This is a genomic window from Actinacidiphila acidipaludis (assembly GCF_019890725.1).
Lineage (GTDB): Bacteria > Actinomycetota > Actinomycetes > Streptomycetales > Streptomycetaceae > Actinacidiphila > Actinacidiphila acidipaludis.
Window position 1 is genome coordinate 92,511 of record NZ_JAINZZ010000011.1, and the last position, 20,748, is coordinate 113,258.

A 20,748-nucleotide genomic window follows, 5' to 3' on the forward strand; every position below is an offset into this window, starting at 1 on the left:
GTGACCCGCGCCCGAGGGGCGCGGCAGAGAGGGAGACGTCCTGTGACAACCCGTACCGCGCTGCGCCGCCTCACCGGGACCGCGGCGGCCGGCGCCGCCGCGCTGCTGGCCCTGACCGCCTGCTCCTCCTCGTCCTCCGACTCCTCCCAGGCCCCCGACTCCGGGAAGACGTCGGCGAGTTCGTCCGCCTCCACCCCGGCGAAGGTCTCCGGCACGGTCACGGTGTTCGCCGCGGCCTCCCTGAAGGAGAGCTTCACCACGCTCGGCGACGAGTTCGCCCGGACCTACCCGGGCGCCAAGGTGGTCTTCAACTTCGGCGGCAGCGACACCCTGGCGGCCAGCATCACCGGCGGCGCCCCCGCGGACGTCTTCGCCGCGGCGAGCCCGAAGACCATGAAGACCGTCACCGACGCGGGCGACGCCACCGGCACGCCGGCCACGTTCGTGCGCAACCAGCTGGAGATCGCGACCCTGCCGGGCAACCCGGACCACATCGCCTCGCTGAAGGACCTCACCAAGCCGGGGCTGAAGGTCGCGCTGTGCGCGAAGACCGTGCCCTGCGGCGCCGCGGCCCAGACCGCGCTGACCGCCGGCGGCCTGAAGCTGACCCCGGTCTCCTACGAGCAGGACGTCAAGTCGGCCCTGACGAAGGTGGAGTTGAAGGAGGTCGACGCCTCGGTGGTCTACCGCACCGATGTGAAGGCCGCGGGCGGCAAGGTGGGCGGCGTGGACTTCCCGGAGTCGGCCGGGGCGATCAACGCCTATCCGATCGTGGCGCTGAAGGGCGCGCCGAACCCGTCGGGCGCGCAGGCCTTCATCGCGCTGGTGCAGTCCGCCGAGGGCCAGAAGGTGCTGGGCCAGGCCGGCTTCCTCAAGCCGTGACCCGGCGGGTTCGTGGCAACGCCATCCAAAAGCCCGCTCGCCCGGCCGTTCACACGGCCGTTCACACGGCCGCTTGCCGGGCCGTTCACAGGGCCGTTCACAGGGCCGTTCCTGCACGGGAATACGTGACACAGCGATGAGTTCGACGGTGACACGCCCCGGCACGGGCCGGCGGCCAGGGCGCGGGCGGGGCTTCGGCGGCCGGCGGTTCGGCAGGGGCGGCGGCGGGGTGCCGGCGGCCCTGCTGCTGCCCGCGCTGGCCGGCATGGCCTTCCTGCTGCTGCCCCTGGTGGCACTGCTGATCCGCGCGCCCTGGCGGAGCCTGCCGCAGCAGCTGTCCAGCCCGGGCGTGTGGCAGGCGCTGCGGCTGTCGCTGGTGACGGCGACCTCCGCCACCGCCGTCGCGCTCGTGCTGGGCGTGCCGCTGGCCTGGCTGCTGGCCCGCACCTCCTTCCCCGGCCGCCGGCTCGTACGGGCCCTGGTGACGCTGCCGTTGGTGCTGCCGCCGGTGGTGGGCGGCGTCGCGCTGCTGCTGGCGCTGGGCCGCAACGGCGTGGTGGGGCGCTGGCTGGACTCGGCGTTCGGGATCACCCTGCCGTTCACCACGGCCGGGGTGGTGGTCGCCGAGGCGTTCGTGGCGATGCCGTTCCTGGTGATCAGTGTCGAGGGCACGCTGCGGGCCGCGGACACCCGCTACGAGGAGGCGGCGGCGACCCTGGGCGCGTCGCGGTTCACCGCGTTCCGCCGGGTGACGCTGCCGATGACCGCGCCGGGGGTGGCGGCCGGGGCCGTCCTGGCCTGGGCGCGCGCACTGGGCGAGTTCGGGGCGACGATCACCTTCGCGGGCAGCTTCCCCGGCCGCACCCAGACGATGCCGCTGGCCGTCTACCTGGCGCTGCAGGACGACCCGGCGGCCGCGGTCTCGCTGAGCCTGGTGCTGCTCGCGGTGTCGGTCGCGGTCCTGGCGGGTCTGCGGGACCGCTGGACCGCGGGGGCGGGGGCGGCGTGACGCGCGCGGGGCGACGCGACCAGGGCGCGGACGGGGTGACGGACGGGGTGACGGGTGCGGTGGACCAGGTGACCGGGACGCCGCCCGGGCTCGACGCCCGTCTCGTGGTGGAGCGCGAGGCGTTCCGGCTCGACATCGGCCTGCGTGTGGCACCCGGCGAGGTGCTGGCGTTGCTCGGGCCGAACGGCGCGGGCAAGACCACCGCGCTGCGGGCGCTGGCCGGGCTGACCCCGCTGACCGGCGGCGGGCTGCGGCTGGACGGGGTCCCGCTGGAGGAGCCCGGGCGGCGGTGGCGGGTGGCGCCCGAACACCGGCCGGTCGGCGTGATCTTCCAGGACTACCTGCTCTTCCCGCATCTGTCCGCGCTGGACAACGTGGCGTTCGGCCCGCGCTGCCAGGGCGTGCCGAAGGCCCGGGCGCGGGACCGCGCGGCCGAACTCCTGGCGCGCATGGGCCTGTCCGACCACGCCGGGGCCAAGCCGCGCCGGCTGTCCGGCGGGCAGGCGCAGCGTGTCGCGCTGGCCAGGGCGCTGGCCACCGAACCGCGCCTGCTGCTCCTCGACGAGCCGCTGGCCGCCCTGGACGCCCGGGCGCGGCTGGACGTGCGGGCCGAACTGCGCCGCCATCTGGCCGCGTTCGAGGCGGTCGCGGTGCTGGTCACCCATGATCCGCTGGACGCGATGGTGCTGGCCGACCGGCTGATGGTCGTCGAGGACGGGTCGGTGGTGCAGGAGGGCACTCCGGCCGAGATCGCCCGCCGGCCGCGCACCGACTACATCGCCCGTCTGGTCGGGCTGAACCTGTACCAGGGGAAGGCCCACGGCCATCTGGTCACCATCGCGCCCGGGCTGACCCTGACCACCACGGAGAAGCTCACCGGTCCGGCCTTCGTGGCCTTCCCGCCCAGCGCGGTCACGCTGCACCGCGACCGGCCCGACTCCAGTGCCCGCAACGCCTGGCAGGCCCGGATCACCGGCATGGAGACGCACGGCGACCAGATCCGGGTGGCGCTCACCGGCGAGGCGGACGGACTGCCGCTGGCCGCCGACCTGACGACGGTGGCGGTCGCCGAACTCGGCCTGGACACCGGGGCGCTGGTGTGGGCCGGCGTCAAGGCGGCCCAGACGCACGCCTATCCGGCCTGACGGCCCTGCCTCGCGGACACCGGATCGCGGGACACCGGGACACCGGGACACCCGGTCGTCCCGGGCCCGGTGGATCCATCGCCGGAACGCCCGTCCATGGCCGCATAAAGGTCTGGACTTGCATTCACGTCGATGACCTGCGCTCGAATCCGTAACCGATTACCCGAGCTCTCCGGTCACGGAAGTGAAGTCTGTTCAAGTCCTTGACTGAGGGGCGTTCGCACCGCGATCCTTCCCAACCACGGAGGACAGCAGGGTTCCTGACTGCCGTTCCCCCGTGAAGCGGATCCCCCCGTCGTTCCCCCGCTGTTCGTCACGCTGTTCCCCCGCTGTTTCAGGAGCCCCCCATGCGCAGCTTCTTCCGCAGCAGTCCCCCCACCCTGTCCCGTAAACGCTTTCGGCGAGCGGCCGTTCCGGTGGCCCTCGCCGCCGCCGCGGCGGCCGTCTTCGCCGCCCTCCCCGGAGCGGGCGCCGCGACCGCCGCCATCCCGGCCGCCGCGCCCGCTCCGGCCGCAGCACCCGCCGTCGCCGCCGCGCCGGCCGTCTTCCAGCACCCGGGCGTCCTCGTCAGCCGGCCGCAGCTCGACTTCGTCAAGAGCAAGGTCCAGGCGAACGCCGAACCCTGGAAGAGCGCGTACAACCAGATGATGGTGAGCGGTTACGCCTCGCTGTCGCGAACTCCCGCCCCCCGCGCGGTCGTCGAGTGCGGCTCCTACTCCAACCCCAACTACGGCTGCACGGACGAGCGGCAGGACGCCATCGCCGCCTACACCGACGCGCTGGCCTGGTACATCACCGGCAACAGCGCCTACGCGCAGAAGTCGATCCAGCTCATGAACGCGTGGGCGTCGACCATCACCAGCCACACCAACAGCAACGCGCCGCTGCAGACCGGCTGGGCGGGCTCGGTGTGGCCGCGCGCGGCCGAGATCATCCGCTACACCTACTCCGGCTGGTCCTCCGCCGACGTCGACCGGTTCTCCACGATGCTGCGCACCGTCTACCTCCCCGAGGTCATCAACGGCTCGAACAGCAACGGGAACTGGGAGCTGACGATGATGGAGGCCGCCGTCGGCATCTCCGTCTTCCTCAACGACGGCGCGGACTACGACAAGGCGATCACCCGGTACCTCAACCGCGTCGCGGCGTACGTCTACCTCTCCTCTGACGGCTCCCTGCCCAAGACCGTGCCGGGCAGCGGCCTGACCACCTCGTCGCAGATCATCGGCTACTGGCAGGGTCAGTCGACGTTCGTGGACGGCCTCACGCAGGAGACCTGCCGGGACTTCACCCACACCGGGTACGGGATCGCGTCCATCTCCGACGTCGCCGAGACCGCCGCCATCCAGGGCCAGGACCTGTACCCGCAGGTCGGTGAGCGGCTGCGGCAGGCGCTGGGCTTCCAGTCCAAGTACGAGCTGGGCACGGCCGTCCCGTCGTGGCTGTGCGGCGGCACCCTGCACCTGGGCCTCGGGCCGGTCACCGAGGTGGGCTTCAACGCCCTGCACAACCGGCTCGGCATCGCGATGACCAACACCCAGACGCTCACCGAGTCGCGGCGCCCGGCCGGGAGCAACGACCTGTTCGTGGCGTGGGAGACGCTGACCAACGCCGACAACCCGGACGTCGTCCCCGGCTCGGCGCCGACCCCGCCGCCCACGACGCCGCCCACCACTCCCCCGACCGGCGGCGCCGGCGGGCCGATCACCGGGATCGGCGGCACGTGCGTGGACGTGGCGGGCGCGAGCAGCGCCAACGGGACCGCGGTCCAGCTCTACGACTGCAACGGCACCGCCGCGCAGACCTGGACGGCCGGCGCGGGCGGCACGCTGCAGGCACTCGGCAAGTGCATGGACGTCACGGCCGCCGGCACCGCCAACGGCTCCCAGGTGCAGCTCTACGACTGCAACGGCACCGGCTCCCAGGTGTGGCAGCCCGGGGCGAACAACTCCTTGGTCAACCCGCAGTCCGGCAAGTGCCTGGACGCCACGGGCCAGAGCTCGGCCAACGGCACACGGCTGCAGATCTGGAGCTGCACGGGAGCGGCCAACCAGAGCTGGACCCTGCCGGGCTAGCCCTTCGGCCCGGGCCGTCGCGGGGCCGGGCCGCATCCGAGCCGGATCCGCCGGGCGGGCAACAGGGGCGTGCGCGAGGTGGCCCTTCGCGGACAACGCCCTGCGGATCCCCGGGCCGGACGTCCGATTCGTTCAAGACGACGGACGTCCGGCCCGCCTAGCGTGCCGGGTATGAGGACACGCATCACACCCCGCATCGACCTGATCGGCCTGGTGGTCGCCGACATGGCGGCCTCGCTGGCCTTCTACCGTCTCCTGGGTCTCGGCCTGCCGCCCGAGGCGGACGGCGAGCCGCACGTCGAGGTGACGCTGCCCGGCGGGCTGCGCCTGGCCTGGGACACGGTCGCGACGGTCCGCTCCTTCGACCCGGACTGGACGCCCGCGACGGGCTCCCGCATCTCGCCGGCCTTCGACTGCGGCAGCCCGGCGGGCGTGGACGCGGTCTACGCCGAGCTGACGGAGGCCGGTCACCACGGCCACCTCAAGCCGTGGGACGCCTTCTGGGGTCAGCGCTACGCCGTCGTCCTCGACCCCGACGGCAACGCGGTGGACCTGTTCGCCGCGTCCTGACGACCGGGGAAACCCGGACGGGCATCCACACCCCCACCCGCTGCCGGGTCACCGCCCGCCGGGTGCGCATCGGCCGGCGGCGGACGCAGCAACTCCCCCAGCGGCACGCCCGCCAGGGCCCGCACCTCGCGGGCCAGGTGCGGCTGGTCGGCGAAGCCGGCCTCCACCGCGACCTCGGCGTAGGGCCGGCCGGCCCGGGCCAGCGCCAGGGCGCGCTGGAGGCGCAGCACCCGGGCGAGGGTCTTCGGGCCGTACCCGAACGCGGCCTCGCAGCGGCGGCGCACCTGCCGCTCCCCGAGGCCGGTCCCGGCCGCCGCGGCGGCGATCGTGCCGCCCGCGGACAGCGCCCGCGCCACGGCCGCCGGCAGGGCGTCCGCCGGTCCGGCCGCGCGCATCCGGGCGACGGCCCAGGTCTCCAGCACGGCGGCCGGGTCGTCGCCCGCCCGTTCGGCCAGCTCCCGCGCCAGGGCGCCCGGCCAGAGCGCGTCCAGCGGCACCCGCCGGTCCCGCAGTTCGGCGGCGGGCGCGCCCAGCACCGACGGGCCGACGCCGGGGGCGAAGCGCAGCCCGGCGTAGCTGCTGCCCGGGCGGTCCTCCGAGAGGTGGGCGACGGTGTCGGGGCCGGCGATCAGCAGCCGGCCGTCGTGCCAGACGAGGTCCATACAGCCGTCGGGCAGCACCCGGTAGCGCCCGCCGCCGTCGGTGCGGGTCCACACCGTCAGCCCCGGTGCGCCTCCGCTCCACTCCCGGTACGCGCCCACCGCTCCATTCTCGCCCGCCCGCCCCGCCGGGCACGACCCTCGCGCGGCGCGGAGAGGGCCCGGTCCCGGCGCCGGGTCCGTCAGCGCGGGTCGTGGTGGTCCTCGGTCTTCCAGGGTGACGCCTGCGGCGGGATGGACGGCAGGGGCGGCACGGGACGGCCGGGCCCGGGGGCCTCGGGGCGCCGGGCGCGCAGCCGGGAGCGGAGGTCGCCGTGCGGCAGGAAGTCCGCCCAGCGCTCGGGGTACTCCGCCGGGGGCGCGTCCTCGTCGCCCGCGGCCTGGCGGGCCCGGCGGGCGGCGGCGCGGGCGACGACGCCGGCGGCCGCGGCCTCCCGCAGCCGGGCGTTCTCCTCGCGTGCCGCGGCGGTGGCCAGTGACGGCCACACCCGGTCGACCGCGGCGTTGACCGCGGCCCCGACCAGGACCGCGAACGCCGAGACGCCTATCCACAGCAGCACGGCGACCGGCGCGGCCAGCGAGCCGTAGATCGTCGGCCCCTCGACGGCGTGGGTGAGGTAGATCCGCAGCACGAAACTGCCGACCACCCACATCAGCAGCGCGACCAGCGCCCCCGGCACGTCCTCGTGCCACGGCGCCCGGACCGGCACCGACACGTGGTAGAGCGTGGTGAGGAAGGCGACCGACGCGAAGAGCACGAACGGCCAGTACAGGACGTGGACGGTGCCCGCGCCGCCGGGCAGCACCTCGGTCACCGCGTCGGGCCCGACCACCACCAGCGGCAGCACCGCCGCGCCCAGGACCAGCGCGACGACGTACAGCACCAGGGACATCAGGCGGGTGCGGACGATGCCGCGGCGGCCCTCCAGCCCGTACATGATCGTGATCGTGTCGACGAAGACGTTGACCGCGCGGGACCCCGACCACAGGGCGATCAGGAACCCCAGCGAGATCAGGTCCGGGCGGCGGCCGTGGAAGACGTCGTCGACGAGCGGTTTGACGAGCTGGTTGACGCCCTTGTCGGAGAGCACGGTGGCGGACGCGCGCAGGATGTTGTCGCGGATGTGGTCGATGGTGTCGAGGCCGACGACGGTGTCGACGTAGCCGAGCGCGCCGACCAGGCCGAGCAGCAGCGGCGGCAGCGAGAGCAGCACGAAGAACGCCGCCTCGGCGGCGAGCCCGGTGACCCGGTACTCCATGCAGGAGTTCACCGTGTCCTTCAGCAGCAGCCACGCCACCTTGCGCTTGGAGACGTTGCGGTACAGCGCCCGCGCGCGACGCCACCGGCCCGGGCGGCGGTGGCTTCTTCCTTCTGCTGCTTGCACCCCCTTACGTTAGCTGCCATGACAGCCCCCACTCACACGGTGACGAATCAGGCTCCGCCCCTGGTCGGGCACGATGTCTACCGCACGGACCGCGCGCTGACCGAGGCGGTCGCCCGGCACGCGGACCCGTCCCGGCTGGCGGAGATCGACGCCGAGCTGCGCGTCCTCGGCGTCGCGGCCGGCTCCGCGCAGGCGCAGAAGTGGGGCGAGCAGGCCAACGCCCACGGGCCGGTGCTGCGCACGCACGACCGCTACGGCAACCGGATCGACGAGGTCGACTTCCATCCGTCGTGGCACCGGCTGCTCGGGCACGCCGTCACCGCGGGGCTGACCGACGCCTGGTCGCGGCCGGACGGCCACCTGCGGCGGGCGGCGGGCTTCCTGGTGTGGACGCAGGCCGAGGCGGGCCACGGCTGCCCGGTGTCGATGACGCACGCCGCGGTGCCGGCGCTGCGCGCGGACCCGGAACTGGCCGCCGAGTGGGAGCCGCGGCTGCGGTCCCGGGTGTACGACCCGCGGCTGGTACCCGCGGACGAGAAGCCCGGCGCCCTGTTCGGGATGGGCATGACGGAGAAGCAGGGCGGCTCGGACGTCCGGGCCAACACCACCCGCGCCGAACCGCTGGCGGAGGCGGGCACGTACGCGCTGACCGGCCACAAGTGGTTCTGCTCCGCCCCGATGTCGGACGGCTTCCTGGTGCTGGCGCAGGTGGACGACGCCGGGGAGGACCGGCTGACCTGCTTCCTGGTGCCGCGGGTCCTGGCGGACGGCACGCGCAACCGGTTCGCGATCCAGCGGCTCAAGGACAAGCTGGGCAACCGCTCCAACGCGTCGTCGGAGGTGGAGTTCGGCGGCACGTGGGCCCGCCGCGTCGGTGAGGTGGGCCGCGGGGTCCCGACCATCATCGAGATGGTCGCGGCGACGCGGCTGGACTGCGCACTGGGCTCGGCGGCCCTGATGCGGCAGGCGGTAGCGCAGGCGGTGCACCACGCGACGTACCGCCGGGCGTTCGGCGGGCCGCTGATCGACAAGCCGCTGATGCGGAACGTCCTGGCCGACATGGCGCTGGAGTCCGAGGCGGCGACCACCACCGCGCTGCGGCTGGCCGCCGCGTACGACGCGGACACCGAGCACGAGCGGGCGTTCCGGCGGCTCGCGGTGGCCGTCACCAAGTTCTGGGTGACCAAGCGCTGCCCGGTGGTCGCGGCCGAGGCCCTGGAGTGCCTGGGCGGCAACGGCTACGTCGAGGAGTCGGGCCTGCCGGGGCTGTTCCGCGAGTCGCCGCTGAACTCGGTGTGGGAGGGCTCGGGCAACGTCCAGGCGCTGGACGTGCTGCGGGTGCTGCAGCGCGAACCGCACGCGCTGAACGCGTTCCTCACCGAGATCGGCCGGGCCCGCGGCGCCGACCACCGGCTGGACACGGCGGTCAAGGACCTGCTGGGCGAACTCGGGGACCTGGAGGGCATCGAGGCGCGGGCCCGCGGCATCGTCGAGCAGATGGCGCTGGTCCTGCAGGGCTCGCTACTCGTCAGGTTCGCCCCGCCCGCGGTGGCCGACGCCTTCGCCGCGTCCCGTCTCGGCGGCGACTGGGGCCACACCTTCGGCACCCTCCCCCCGACCCTCGACCTCGCGTCCCTCGTCACCCGCGCCCGGCCCGTCCCGGAGGACTAGCGAGACCTCGGAGGTGGAGGACCGGAAGCAAAGAGGGTGGTGCCGCGCCGACTCGGCACCACCCCGCCTTGGTGGCCGGCCGTACCGCGCAGGTGCAATCAAGCACCCGAGTACGGTGACGCGGCGTCACTCTCCGTCCTGGTCGCGTAGGCTCGCAACGGTTGCAGTCCGTTGCACGCACGCCCGTGGCCGTCCGGGCACCGCACCGGGCGGTGAACGAGGAACGAGCCAGGGGCGGGGCGACGTGACGCATCTACCGATCGGAACGGGGCGACTGGACGGGCTCGACGTCCACAGCTCGCCCCATCTGCTGGCGTCGGTCAGGGAGGCCACCCTCGCCGGCACGGTCCCGCCCGAACGACCACGCGCGGTGATCGGCGCGTCCTGGTCCCGCGTGCTGCACCAGGGCGTCGATCCAGATGTCGGCCGGCACAACGGCCTGCTCGGCACGGACGAGATCGAGCACCGACGGCGGTCCTCGCCGATCGGCGGGATCCTGCCGGTGCTGCGCGAGGGGCTGGTCTCGGTGGCGGACGCCGCTTGGCACATCATGGTCGTCACCGACGCGGACGGCCGGCTGCTGTGGCGCGACGGGAGCCTGGCGGTCCGCAAGAGCGCCGACCGGCTGGGGTTCGCCGAAGGCGCCTCCTGGGCCGAGGACGTGGTCGGCACCAACGCGATCGGCACGGCGCTGGTGACCCGCGCCCCGCTGCAGGTCCACTCCGCCGAGCACTTCGTGCGCACCCACCACGGCTGGACCTGCGCCGCCGCGCCGCTGCACGACCCACGGGACGGCCGGCTGCTCGGCGTCGTCGACGTCAGCGGTCCGGCGGCGACGCTGCACCCGGCCACCCTGTCGCTGGTCGCCGCCGTGACCCGGGTCGCCGAGGCCGAGTTGCGGGCCCGGCACTGGGCGGCGGTCGAGGGGCTGCGGGCGATGGCCGCGCCGATCCTGGCCCGGATCGGCGGGCAGGCGCTGGCCGTCGACCGGAACGGCTGGACCGCGGCGGTGACCGGGATGGCGCCGGCCGACCGGGTCGCCCTTCCGGCGGCGATGCGGGCCGGTTCGCTGTGGCTGCCGTCGCTGGGGATGTGCACGGCGGAACCGCTGCCCGGCGGCTGGCTGATCCGCGTCGACGGCCGGGAGCACCCGCCGGGCGCCGGCCGGGTGGTGCTGGACCTGAGCCGGCCGCGGACGGCCACGGTGACGGTGTCCGGGGCGGCCGGCAGCTGGACACAGACCCTCAGTCCGCGCCACGCCGAGCTGCTGTTCGTGCTGGCGCTGCACCGGGACGGCCGGACCGCGGCGGAGCTCGCCGGTGACCTGTTCGGCGACCGGAGCCGCACGGTGACCGTCCGCGCCGAACTGTCGCGGCTGCGGAGGAACCTCGCCGGCGTGCTGGCCCACCGACCCTACCGGTTCGCCGAGGGCGTGGAGGTGGAGCTGGTGCGTCCGCGGGACCCGCTCGATCTGCTGCCGCACTCGGTCGCCCCGGTGGTGCTGGCCGCCCGGGGCTGAGGCCGGGGCGGGGGCGGCCGTCGTCCGTGCCGGAGGACGCCTTTAGGGTGAACGCCATGAGCACCCCCGTGACCACCTGGTACCTGGAGCAGACCGCACCGGAGGACCTGCGCCCGGCGTCCGCGCCGGCGCTTCCCGGCGTCCGGGTCGAGCGGGCCGAGGTGCCCTCGGGGGAACTCGGCCGCTTCCTGTACACGGCGGTGGGCGGCGACGTGTCGTGGACCGACCGGCTGCCGTGGCCGGCCGGGCAGTGGCAGACGCACCTGGAGCGCCCCGGATCCGAGCTGTGGGTGGCCTACGAACGGGGCACGCCCGCCGGGTACATCGAGCTGGACGCCCAGGACGCCGCGGACGGGGCCGTCGTCGAGATCGCCTACTTCGGGCTGCTGCCGGCCTTCCGCGGCCGGGGCATCGGCGGCCATCTGCTGTCGTACGGCACGGCCCGTGCCTGGGATCTGGCGGGCCGCTGGGCCGGGCGGCCGGAGACCCGGCGGGTGTGGGTGCACACCTGCTCGCTCGACGGCCCCTACGCGCTGGGCAATTACCAGCGCCGCGGCTTCCGCGTGACCCACACCACAGTGTCTCACTGAATGAGATGATCGAGTCCACATGACGGATAATGGTGGACTGCCGGAAGACCCGCGTGCCACGCTTTCGTCATGTCGCGCACTGGAATCGCCTTGGTAGGTCGGCCGCACGTCGACTTCTGCCGCGTGTCCAGCGCCATCTGTCCGGCGGGCTGACCGCACTCGGCACCATCTCCCGCCCTCCCCGTCGTCGTGGATGCGTGCGGTTCCCCGCTGCCCACTGAGCCTCATCGCCAGGCGTTTCCCCAGGCCGCAGGGTTCCTCTCGCGCTGTTCCGACCGCCTACGAGCCTGCCAGAAGGACGCATCGCCATGGCTGCCAGCCCCGATCACCCCCAGACCCCGGCCCGGAGCGCCCCGGCGGCCGCCCGCCGCAAGTCCGGGCGCCACCGCGGCGAGGGCCAGTGGGCCAAGGGCCACTTCACTCCGCTCAACGGCAACGAGCAGACGAAGAAGGACGACGACGGTCTCAATGTGCGGACACGTATTGAGACGATCTACGCCCACGCGGGTTTCGACTCGATCGACGGCGCGGACCTGCGCGGACGCATGCGCTGGTGGGGTCTGTACACCCAGCGCCGGCCCGGGATCGACGGCGGCCGCACCGCCGTGCTGGAGCCGGAGGAGCTCGACGACCGCTACTTCATGATGCGGGTGCGCGTCGACGGCGGTCGGCTGACGGTGGCCCAGCTGCGGGTCATCGGCGAGGTCTCGCAGGAGTTCGCCCGCGGCACCGCCGACATCACCGACCGTCAGAACATCCAGCTGCACTGGATCCGGATCGAGGACGTGCCGGAGATCTGGCGGCGACTGGAGGCCGTGGGCCTGTCCACCACCGAGGCGTGCGGCGACGTGCCGCGCGTCATCATCGGCTCCCCCGTCGCCGGCATCGCCGAGGACGAGATCATCGACGGCTCCTGGGCGATCGAGGAGATCACCTCCCGCTACATCGGCAGCAAGGAGTTCTCCAACCTGCCGCGCAAGTTCAAGACCGCGATCTCCGGCTCGCCGCTGCTGGACGTCGTCCACGAGATCAACGACGTGTCGTTCGTCGGCGTCGACCACCCCGAGCACGGCCCGGGATTCGACCTGTGGGTCGGCGGCGGCCTGTCCACCAACCCGCGGCTGGGCGAGCGCCTCGGCGCCTGGGTGCCGCTGGCCGAGGTGCCCGAGGTGTGGGCCGGTGTCGTCGGCATCTTCCGCGACTACGGCTACCGGCGGCTGCGCTCGCGTGCCCGGCTGAAGTTCCTGCTCGCCGACTGGGGGGCGGAGAAGTTCCGCCAGGTGCTCCAGGACGAGTACCTGAAGCGCGCACTCGTCGACGGGCCCGCCCCCGCGGCGCCCTCACAGGTCTGGCGCGACCACATCGGTGTGCACCGGCAGAAGGACGGCCGCTACTACGTCGGCTTCGCGCCGCGCGTCGGCCGGGTCGACGGCGCCACCCTCACCAAGATCTCCGCGATCGCCGCCGACCACGGCTCGGACCGGCTGCGCACCACCACCGACCAGAAGATGCTGGTGCTGGACGTGACCGAGGACCGGGTCGAGTCGCTGACCGCGGCCCTGGAGGCACTGGACCTGCGGGTGCGGCCCTCGTCGTTCCGGCGCGGCACGCTGGCCTGCACCGGCATCGAGTTCTGCAAGCTGGCCATCGTCGAGACCAAGGAGCGCGCCTCCACGCTGATCGACGAACTCGAGCGGCGCCTGCCGGAGTTCGACGAGCCGATCGGCATCAACATCAACGGCTGCCCGAACTCCTGCGCCCGCATCCAGACCGCGGACATCGGCCTGAAGGGCCAGCTCGTCACCGACGCCGCCGGCAACCAGGTCGAGGGCTACCAGGTCCACCTCGGCGGCAGCCTCGGCCTCGACCCCGGCTTCGGCCGCAAGGTCCGCGGCCTGAAGGTGACCGCCACCGAACTCCCGGACTACGTCGAGCGCGTGCTGGTCCGCTTCCAGGAGCAGCGCACCGACGGCGAACGCTTCGCGCAGTGGGCGGCGCGGGCCGCCGAGGAGGACCTGGCATGACCGAGCGCGCCGCGCCGTTCTACTGCCCCTACTGCGGGGACGAGGACCTGCGTCCGTCCGCCGAGGGCCACGGCACCTGGGAGTGCCGGGCCTGCAACCGCGCGTTCCGGCTGGCCTTCCTCGGCCTGCTCGCCGAGGGCTTCGCGCCCTCGTCCCCGCCGCAGCACTCCGCATCGGACTCCCCGCATGGAGGCGCTTCGTGACCACCGCTCAGCACAGCGCGGAAGAACTCGAGAAGCTGGCCGTCCGGGCCGGCCGCGACCTGGAGGAGGCGTCCGCGCAGGAGGTGCTGCGCTGGGCCGCCGACACCTTCGGGCGGCGCTTCTGCGTCACCTCCTCGATGGAGGACGCGGTCGTGGCGCACCTGGCCTCGCGGGCGCTGCCCGGCGTGGACGTCGTCTTCCTGGACACCGGCTACCACTTCCCGGAGACCATCGGCACCCGGGACGCGGTCGCCGCCGTGATGGACGTCAACGTCATCACCATCACCCCGCGGCAGACCGTCGCCGAGCAGGACGCCGAGTACGGTCCCCGGCTGCACGACCGGGACCCGGACCGCTGCTGCGCGCTGCGCAAGGTGGCGCCGCTGGAGGAGGGGCTGCGCGGCTACGACGCCTGGGCGACCGGGCTGCGCCGTGACGAGTCCCCGACCCGCGCGAACACCCCGGTGGTCGGTTGGGACGCCCGCCGGCGCAAGGTGAAGGTCGCCCCGATCGCACGCTGGACACAGGACGACGTGGAGCGCTACGTCGCCGAGCACGGCGTGCTCACCAACCCGCTGCTGATGGACGGTTACGCCTCCGTCGGCTGCGCGCCCTGCACCCGCCGGGTGCTGGCGGGCGAGGACGCGCGCGCCGGCCGCTGGGCGGGCCTGGGCAAGACCGAGTGCGGGATCCACCAGTGACGACACGTGCGACGACGGTTCAGGAGAGCGGGATGAGCACGGGGGCCACGGTCTGGCTGACCGGTCTGCCGAGCGCGGGCAAGACCACCATCGCGACCGCGCTGGCCGAGGAACTGCGGGAGGAGGGCCGCCGGGTCGAGGTGCTCGACGGCGACGAGATCCGCGAGTTCCTGTCCGCGGGGCTGGGGTTCAGCCGCGAGGACCGGCACACCAACGTGCAGCGGATCGGCTTCGTCGCCGAACTCCTCGCCTCCCACGGGGTGCTGGTGCTGGTGCCGGTCATCGCCCCGTACGCCGACAGCCGCGAGGCGGTGCGCAAGCGCCACCAGCAGCAGGGCACCGGCTACGTCGAGGTCCACGTCGCCACCCCCGTCGATGTCTGCTCGGTCCGCGACGTCAAGGGGCTCTACGCCAAGCAGGCCGCGGGCGAACTGACCGGCCTGACCGGCGTGGACGACCCGTACGAGGTGCCCGAGGACCCCGATCTGCGGATCGAGACCCAGGGCCGCACCGTCCAGCAGTCCGCAGCGGCCGTCCGCGCGCTGCTCGTCGAGAGGGGACTGGCGGGCGACGCACCCGCGGCCACCGGGCCGCGGCCAACAGCGATCTCCGAGCCATCCCGCCGCGGGGGCGGAGAAGCCCGCGAAAGGGGACAGGCGGGCGACGCACCCGCGGCCACCGGGCCGCGGCCAACAGCGATCTCCGAGCCATCCCGCCGCGGGGGCGGAGAAGCCCGCGAAAGGGGCACAGCATGACGACGACCGTTGCGCACAGCGACGCCACCGACAGTCCCTACGCGCTCTCGCACCTGGACGCGCTGGAGTCCGAGGCGGTGCACATCTTCCGCGAGGTGGCGGGCGAGTTCGAGCGGCCGGTGGTGCTCTTCTCCGGCGGCAAGGACTCCATCGTGATGCTGCACCTGGCGCTGAAGGCGTTCGCGCCGGCCGCGGTGCCCTTCGCGCTGCTGCACGTCGACACCGGCCACAACTTCCCGGAGGTGCTGGAGTTCCGCGACCGCACGGTCGCCGAGCACTCGCTGCGGCTGCACGTGGCCAGCGTGCAGGACTACATCGACGACGGCCGGCTGCGCGAACGCCCCGACGGCACCCGCAACCCGCTGCAGACGGTGCCGCTGACCGACGCCATCCGCGAGCTGCGGTTCGACGCGGTGTTCGGCGGCGGCCGCCGTGACGAGGAGAAGGCCCGCGCCAAGGAACGGGTGTTCAGCCTGCGCGACGAGTTCTCGCAGTGGGACCCGCGCCGCCAGCGCCCCGAACTGTGGTCGCTCTACAACGGCCGGCACGCGCCGGGCGAGCACGTGCGGGTCTTCCCGCTGTCCAACTGGACCGAGCTGGACGTCTGGCAGTACATCGCCCGCGAGGACATCGCCCTGCCGCAGATCTACTTCGCCCACGAGCGCGAGGTGTTCAAGCGGTCGGGCATGTGGCTGACCGCCGGCGAGTGGGGCGGCCCGAAGGACGGCGAGCAGTCGGAGAACCGGCTGGTGCGCTACCGCACGGTCGGCGACATGTCCTGCACCGGCGCGGTGGACTCCGACGCCACCACGCTCGACGCGGTGATCGCCGAGATCGCCGCCTCCCGGCTGACCGAGCGGGGCGCCACCCGGGCGGACGACAAGATGTCCGAGGCCGCCATGGAGGACCGCAAGCGCGAGGGGTACTTCTAGCCATGACCAGCACCACGAACCCGATCACCGCCGAGGCCCTGTCGGCGACGACGCTGCTGCGTTTCGCCACCGCCGGCTCGGTGGACGACGGCAAGTCGACCCTGGTCGGCCGGCTGCTGCACGACTCCAAGTCGGTCCTCACCGACCAGTTGGAGGCCGTGGAGCGCGCCTCGCAGAGCCGCGGCCAGGAGGCGCCCGACCTGGCGCTGCTCACCGACGGCCTGCGCGCCGAGCGCGAGCAGGGCATCACCATCGACGTCGCCTACCGCTACTTCGCCACCGCCCGGCGCCGCTTCATCCTGGCCGACACCCCGGGCCACGTGCAGTACACCCGCAACATGGTCACCGGCGCGTCCACCGCCGAGCTGGCCGTGGTGCTGGTCGACGCCCGCAACGGCGTGGTCGAGCAGACCCGCCGGCACGCCGCGGTCGCCGCACTGCTGCGGGTGCCGCACGTCGTCCTCGCCGTGAACAAGATGGACCTGGTCGACTACGCCGAGCCCGTCTTCGCCGCGATCGCCGAGGAGTTCACCTCCTACGCCGCCTCCCTGGGCGTCCCGGACATCACCGCGATCCCGATCTCGGCGCTGGCCGGGGACAACGTGGTGGAGCCCTCGGCCCACATGGACTGGTACGGCGGCCCGACGGTGCTGGAGCACCTGGAGACGGTCCCGGTCAGCCACGACCTGACGGGGTGCCTGCCGCGCTTCCCGGTGCAGTACGTGATCCGCCCGCAGACCGCCGAGCACCCCGACTACCGCGGCTACGCCGGCCAGATCGCCTCCGGGATGTTCCGGGTGGGCGACCCGGTGACGGTGCTGCCGTCCGGCCGCACCACCACCATCGCGGGCATCGACGCGCTCGGCAGCAGCGTGGACACCGCCTGGGCGCCCCAGTCGGTGACGCTGCTGCTCGCCGACGACCTGGACGTCTCGCGCGGCGACCTGATCGCGCCGGCCGGCGCGGCGCCGGCCGTCACCCAGGACGTCCGGGCGACCGTCTGCCATCTGCACGAACGGCCGCTGCGGGTCGGCGAGCGGGTGCTGCTCAAGCACGCCACCCGCACCGTCAAGGCGATCGTGAAGGAACTGCCGTACCGGATCGACCTGTCGCACGGTCTGGCGCACGACAACGACCCCGAGCACCTGGAGGTCAACGACATCGGCGCGGTGGTGCTGCGCACCGCCGAGCCGCTGCCGCTGGACGCGTACGCCGACTCCCGGCTCACCGGGTCGTTCCTGCTCATCGACCCGGCCGACGGCACCACGTTGACGGCCGGCATGGCCGGCGAGGCGTTCGCCGAGCGGGCGTCGGCCGCCGCGGCGGCGGCCGACGACGAGGGATGGGACTTCTGACGGTGTCCCGTCCGGCCCGTGAGGCCTTCTCAGGATTCGCGAAGGAGGGCGGCCGCGTCGGCAGCGGTTCGCTCGGCTCGGGCACGGGCGGCGTCGCGCGATGTGTGCGCTGACGTCCCGCACCGTGGCGCGCGGTTGCCGCGCCACGGCTGCCCGCTGCTCGATCCGAGCCGCAGCACACCCCGTGCTGCGCATCTTCCGAAGACCTGACGAACCTCCGGCCGCGCCGTAGAGCCACGCTCACGCGCGACACGCCGGGCCTGACGAGAGGACACATCCGTGTCTGCCCAGCCCCGTCCAGCGTTCCGTCCCTCCTCCCGCCGCAGACTCCTGGCCGCGGCCGCCGCGCTGCCGATCCTCCTCGGCGCACTGGCCGCCTGCGGCTACGGCTCCGACAAGCCGAAGGACGACCCGGCCGCCGCGCCCGCGGCCGCCGGCGCCAAGAAGCTCTCCGCCGACCAGGTGAAGATCGGCTACTTCCCGAACCTCACGCACGCCACTCCGCTGGTCGGCCTCAAGGAGGGCCTGTTCCAGAAGGAGCTCGGCGCGACGAAGGTCAAGGAGTACACCTTCAACGCCGGCCCCGCCGAGATCGAGGCGCTCAACGCCGGATCCATCGACATCGGCTGGATCGGCCCCTCCCCGGCCATCAACGGCTACACCAAGTCCGGCGGCAGCGACCTGCGGATCATCTCCGGCTCGGCGTCCGGCGGCGTGAAGCTGGTGGTCAACCCGAAGAAGATCACGAGCCTCGCGGACGTCAAGGGCAAGAAGATCGCCACCCCGCAGCTCGGCAACACCCAGGACGTCGCGCTGCTGCACTGGATCAGCTCCCAGGGCTGGAAGGTCGACGCGCAGAGCGGCAAGGGCGACGTGTCGGTCATCCGCACCGACAACAAGATCACCCCGGACGCCTACAAGAACGGCTCCATCGACGGCGCGTGGGTGCCGGAGCCCACCGCCTCCAAGCTGGTCGCCGAAGGCGGGAAGGTGCTGCTGGACGAGAGCACCCTGTGGCCGGACAAGAAGTTCGTGATCACCAACGTGATCGTGTCGCAGAAGTTCCTCACCGCCCACCCCGACGTCGTCGAGGCGGTGCTGCGGGGCTCGGTGAACACCAACGCGTGGATCAAGGCCAACCCCGACCGGGCCAAGGCGGACGCCAACGACGAGTTGAAGCGGCTGACGCAGAAGGCCCTGCCGGCGAACGTCCTCGACCCGGCCTGGCAGTCCATCCAGGTCCTCGACGACCCGCTGGCCGCCACCGCAGGCCAGGAGGCGCAGAACGCCGTGTCCGCCGGCCTGCTCAAGGCGCCGAAGCTGAACGGCATCTACGACCTGACGCTGCTCAACAAGATCCTCAAGGAACAGGGCAGGCCCACCGTGTCCGCCGCCGGACTCGGCACGCAGTAGGCGGCCCGCGCCCGGCCGGCGGCACCGGCCGGGCGCGCACCGCGGCAGCCACCCCCAGCAGCTCCCAGACGCCAGCACCCATCAGACCAGGAGGTGACACCGATGGCCGACACTCTCACCAGTGCCGCCGCGCCCGGCACGCAGACCGCCGCCCCCGCGGCGCGGATCGACCATGTGTCGAAGGCGTTCGGCCGTCCCGGCGCCCAGCAGCTCGTGCTGGACGACATCGTCCTCGACGTGCGGCCGGGCGAGTTCGTCTGCCTCCTCGGCGCGTCGGGATGCGGCAAGTCCACGCTGCTCAACCTGGTCGCCGGGCTCGACCGGCCGTCCACCGGGACCATCGCCACTCCCGGCGGGCGGCCCGCCCTGATGTTCCAGGAGCACGCCCTGTTCCCGTGGCTGACCGCGGGCAGGAACATCGAACTGGCCCTGCGGCTGCGCGGGGTGCCGCGCGAGGAACGCCGCCCGGAGGCCGAGCGGCTGCTGTCGCTGGTCCGCCTGGGCGGCGCCTACGGCAAGCGGGTGCACGAACTGTCCGGCGGCATGCGGCAGCGGGTCGCGCTGGCCCGGGCCCTGGCCCAGGACAGCCAACTGCTGCTGATGGACGAGCCGTTCGCGGCACTCGACGCGATCACCCGGGACGTCCTGCACGACGAGCTGACCCGCATCTGGTCGGAGACCGACCTGTCGGTGCTGTTCGTCACGCACAACGTGCGCGAGGCGGTCCGGCTGGCCCAGCGCGTGGTGCTGATGTCCTCCCGTCCGGGCCGCGTCAGCCGCGAGTGGGTCATCGACATCCCGCAGCCGCGCCGCATCGAGGACGCGGACGTGGCCGACCTGTCCGTCGAGATCACCGAACACCTGCGTGGGGAGATCCGCCGCCATGGCCAGCACTGACACCGGGACCGCCGGTCGGCGCAACGCGCCCGAGGACACCCCGGCGGGCGGGCCGCAGGACGACGCCACGACCGGCAAGGCCGCGGCGCCCGCGCGCGACGGCGGCGACCTGTCCGGTCTGGAGGCCGGGCTCGACGCGCTGGAGACGGTCACCGTCGCCCGTTCGCCGCTGGGCCGGCTGCTGCTGAGCAAGGTGCTGCCGCCGCTCACCGCGATCGTGCTGGTGCTCGTGGTGTGGCAGCTCGCGGCATGGGGCAAGGTGGCCGACCCGACGAAGCTGCCCAGCCCGTCGGACGTCGGCCAGGCGCTGGCCGACCGGTGGCAGGCCGGCGACCTGTTCTCCATCATCTGGACCAGCGTCGAGCGCGGCCTGCTGGGCTTCCTGGCCGCGCTGGCCATCGGCACCCCGCTGGGCCTGGTGGTGGCCCGGGTGAGCTTCGTGCGGGCGGCCATCGGCCCGATCCTGTCCGGCCTGCAGTCCCTGCCGTCGGTGGCGTGGGTGCCGGCCGCGGTGATCTGGCTGGGCATCAACGACTCCGCGATGTACGCGGTGATCCTGCTGGGCGCGGTGCCGTCGATCGCCAACGGCCTGGTGTCCGGGATCGACCAGGTCCCGCCGCTGTACCTGCGGGCCGGCCGCACCATCGGCGCGACCGGGCTGCGCGGCGCCTGGTACGTGCTGCTGCCCGCGGCGCTGCCCGGCTACGTCGCCGGGCTGAAACAGGGCTGGGCGTTCTCCTGGCGCTCCCTGATGGCCGCCGAGCTCATCGCCTCCTCCCCCGACCTGGGCGTGGGCCTGGGCCGCTACCTGGAGAACATGCGCGAGGGCTCGGACATGGCCGGAGTCCTGCTCGGTATCCTGCTCATCCTGTTCGTCGGCATCGCCATCGACCAGATCGTCTTCAGCCCGCTGGAGCGCTGGGTGCTGCGCAGCCGCGGCCTGACCGCCAGGAGCCAGTGAGC

The 20,748-nt window shown here is 73.4% G+C and carries 19 protein-coding genes and 2 pseudogenes; 19 read left to right on the plus strand and 2 right to left on the minus strand.

Features of this window, described 5'->3' with window-relative positions; translation table 11 throughout:
• Positions 1–42: 42 nt before the first annotated feature.
• The 6 genes and pseudogenes from modA to K7862_RS12605 all read left to right on the plus strand — a co-directional run bounded on the left by modA (position 43) and on the right by K7862_RS12605 (position 5,681).
• Complete coding sequence (gene modA / locus K7862_RS12585) at positions 43–882, plus strand: molybdate ABC transporter substrate-binding protein (protein WP_222962602.1); 840 nt, start codon at positions 43–45, stop codon at positions 880–882.
• Positions 883–1,018: 136 nt separating this feature from the next.
• Positions 1,019–1,891, plus strand: coding sequence for an ABC transporter permease (locus tag K7862_RS12590; protein ID WP_222962603.1), 873 nt, complete (start codon positions 1,019–1,021; stop codon positions 1,889–1,891).
• A 47-nt stretch (positions 1,892–1,938) separates the two neighbouring features.
• Positions 1,939–3,036: an ABC transporter ATP-binding protein gene (locus K7862_RS12595; protein ID WP_308011954.1), complete on the plus strand. Its 1,098-nt coding sequence runs from the start codon at positions 1,939–1,941 to the stop codon at positions 3,034–3,036.
• 347 nt (positions 3,037–3,383) lie between these two features.
• A pseudogene (locus tag K7862_RS12600) lies at positions 3,384–4,658 on the plus strand (alginate lyase family protein); the annotation flags it as partial.
• Positions 4,659–4,748: 90 nt separating this feature from the next.
• Positions 4,749–5,111 (plus strand): ricin-type beta-trefoil lectin domain protein, encoded by a 363-nt coding sequence (locus K7862_RS37495; RefSeq protein WP_372461565.1) that lies wholly within the window; start codon positions 4,749–4,751, stop codon positions 5,109–5,111.
• Positions 5,112–5,282: 171 nt separating this feature from the next.
• On the plus strand, positions 5,283–5,681 hold the full coding sequence (locus tag K7862_RS12605; protein ID WP_222962606.1) for a VOC family protein: 399 nt from the start codon (positions 5,283–5,285) through the stop codon (positions 5,679–5,681).
• Here K7862_RS12605 and K7862_RS12610 read toward each other — a convergent pair.
• Both K7862_RS12610 and K7862_RS12615 read right to left on the minus strand, forming a co-directional pair.
• Positions 5,624–6,442, minus strand: coding sequence for a helix-turn-helix domain-containing protein (locus tag K7862_RS12610; protein ID WP_308011947.1), 819 nt, complete (start codon positions 6,440–6,442; stop codon positions 5,624–5,626). The genes K7862_RS12605 and K7862_RS12610 overlap by 58 nt on opposite strands.
• Positions 6,443–6,522: 80 nt before the next feature.
• Positions 6,523–7,725: a YihY/virulence factor BrkB family protein gene (locus K7862_RS12615; protein WP_308011948.1), complete on the minus strand. Its 1,203-nt coding sequence runs from the start codon at positions 7,723–7,725 to the stop codon at positions 6,523–6,525.
• Positions 7,726–7,743: 18 nt separating this feature from the next.
• Between K7862_RS12615 and K7862_RS12620 the strand changes: the two genes are divergently transcribed.
• The 13 genes and pseudogenes from K7862_RS12620 to K7862_RS12675 all read left to right on the plus strand — a co-directional run bounded on the left by K7862_RS12620 (position 7,744) and on the right by K7862_RS12675 (position 20,746).
• A complete protein-coding gene (locus K7862_RS12620; protein WP_222962607.1) occupies positions 7,744–9,396 on the plus strand; it encodes an acyl-CoA dehydrogenase family protein in 1,653 nt (550 codons plus the stop codon).
• Positions 9,397–9,640: 244 nt separating this feature from the next.
• Positions 9,641–10,915: a GAF domain-containing protein gene (locus K7862_RS12625; RefSeq protein ID WP_372461562.1), complete on the plus strand. Its 1,275-nt coding sequence runs from the start codon at positions 9,641–9,643 to the stop codon at positions 10,913–10,915.
• A gap of 56 nt (positions 10,916–10,971) precedes the next feature.
• Entirely contained in the window at positions 10,972–11,505 is a 534-nt protein-coding gene (locus K7862_RS12630) for a GNAT family N-acetyltransferase (RefSeq protein ID WP_222962608.1), read from the plus strand.
• Between the two features lie 69 nt (positions 11,506–11,574).
• On the plus strand, positions 11,575–11,658 hold the full coding sequence (locus tag K7862_RS38460) for a putative leader peptide (RefSeq protein WP_322899662.1): 84 nt from the start codon (positions 11,575–11,577) through the stop codon (positions 11,656–11,658).
• A gap of 155 nt (positions 11,659–11,813) precedes the next feature.
• Positions 11,814–13,529 carry a nitrite/sulfite reductase gene (locus K7862_RS12635; RefSeq protein WP_222962609.1) on the plus strand — a complete coding sequence of 572 codons (1,716 nt, stop codon included), beginning with the start codon at positions 11,814–11,816 and terminating at the stop codon, positions 13,527–13,529.
• Positions 13,526–13,732, plus strand: a complete 207-nt coding sequence (locus tag K7862_RS12640) for an eL43 family ribosomal protein (protein ID WP_222962610.1) — start codon at positions 13,526–13,528, stop codon at positions 13,730–13,732. The genes K7862_RS12635 and K7862_RS12640 overlap by 4 nt, the downstream gene beginning before the upstream one ends.
• Positions 13,729–14,433 (plus strand): phosphoadenylyl-sulfate reductase, encoded by a 705-nt coding sequence (locus tag K7862_RS12645; protein ID WP_222962611.1) that lies wholly within the window; start codon positions 13,729–13,731, stop codon positions 14,431–14,433. Before K7862_RS12640 ends, K7862_RS12645 begins: the two co-directional genes overlap by 4 nt.
• 32 nt (positions 14,434–14,465) lie before the next feature.
• Positions 14,466–14,999, plus strand: a pseudogene (gene cysC / locus K7862_RS12650) (adenylyl-sulfate kinase); the annotation flags it as partial.
• A gap of 185 nt (positions 15,000–15,184) precedes the next feature.
• Positions 15,185–16,120, plus strand: coding sequence for a sulfate adenylyltransferase subunit CysD (gene cysD, locus K7862_RS12655; RefSeq protein ID WP_222962612.1), 936 nt, complete (start codon positions 15,185–15,187; stop codon positions 16,118–16,120).
• Positions 16,121–16,122: 2 nt separating this feature from the next.
• Positions 16,123–17,475, plus strand: a complete 1,353-nt coding sequence (locus K7862_RS12660) for a sulfate adenylyltransferase subunit 1 (protein ID WP_222962613.1) — start codon at positions 16,123–16,125, stop codon at positions 17,473–17,475.
• A 279-nt stretch (positions 17,476–17,754) separates the two neighbouring features.
• Complete coding sequence (locus tag K7862_RS12665; RefSeq protein WP_222962614.1) at positions 17,755–18,888, plus strand: aliphatic sulfonate ABC transporter substrate-binding protein; 1,134 nt, start codon at positions 17,755–17,757, stop codon at positions 18,886–18,888.
• Between the two features lie 102 nt (positions 18,889–18,990).
• Positions 18,991–19,785, plus strand: coding sequence for an ABC transporter ATP-binding protein (locus K7862_RS12670; protein ID WP_222962615.1), 795 nt, complete (start codon positions 18,991–18,993; stop codon positions 19,783–19,785).
• Positions 19,772–20,746, plus strand: coding sequence for an ABC transporter permease (locus K7862_RS12675; RefSeq protein ID WP_222962616.1), 975 nt, complete (start codon positions 19,772–19,774; stop codon positions 20,744–20,746). The genes K7862_RS12670 and K7862_RS12675 overlap by 14 nt, the downstream gene beginning before the upstream one ends.
• The last annotated feature ends 2 nt before the right edge of the window (positions 20,747–20,748 follow it).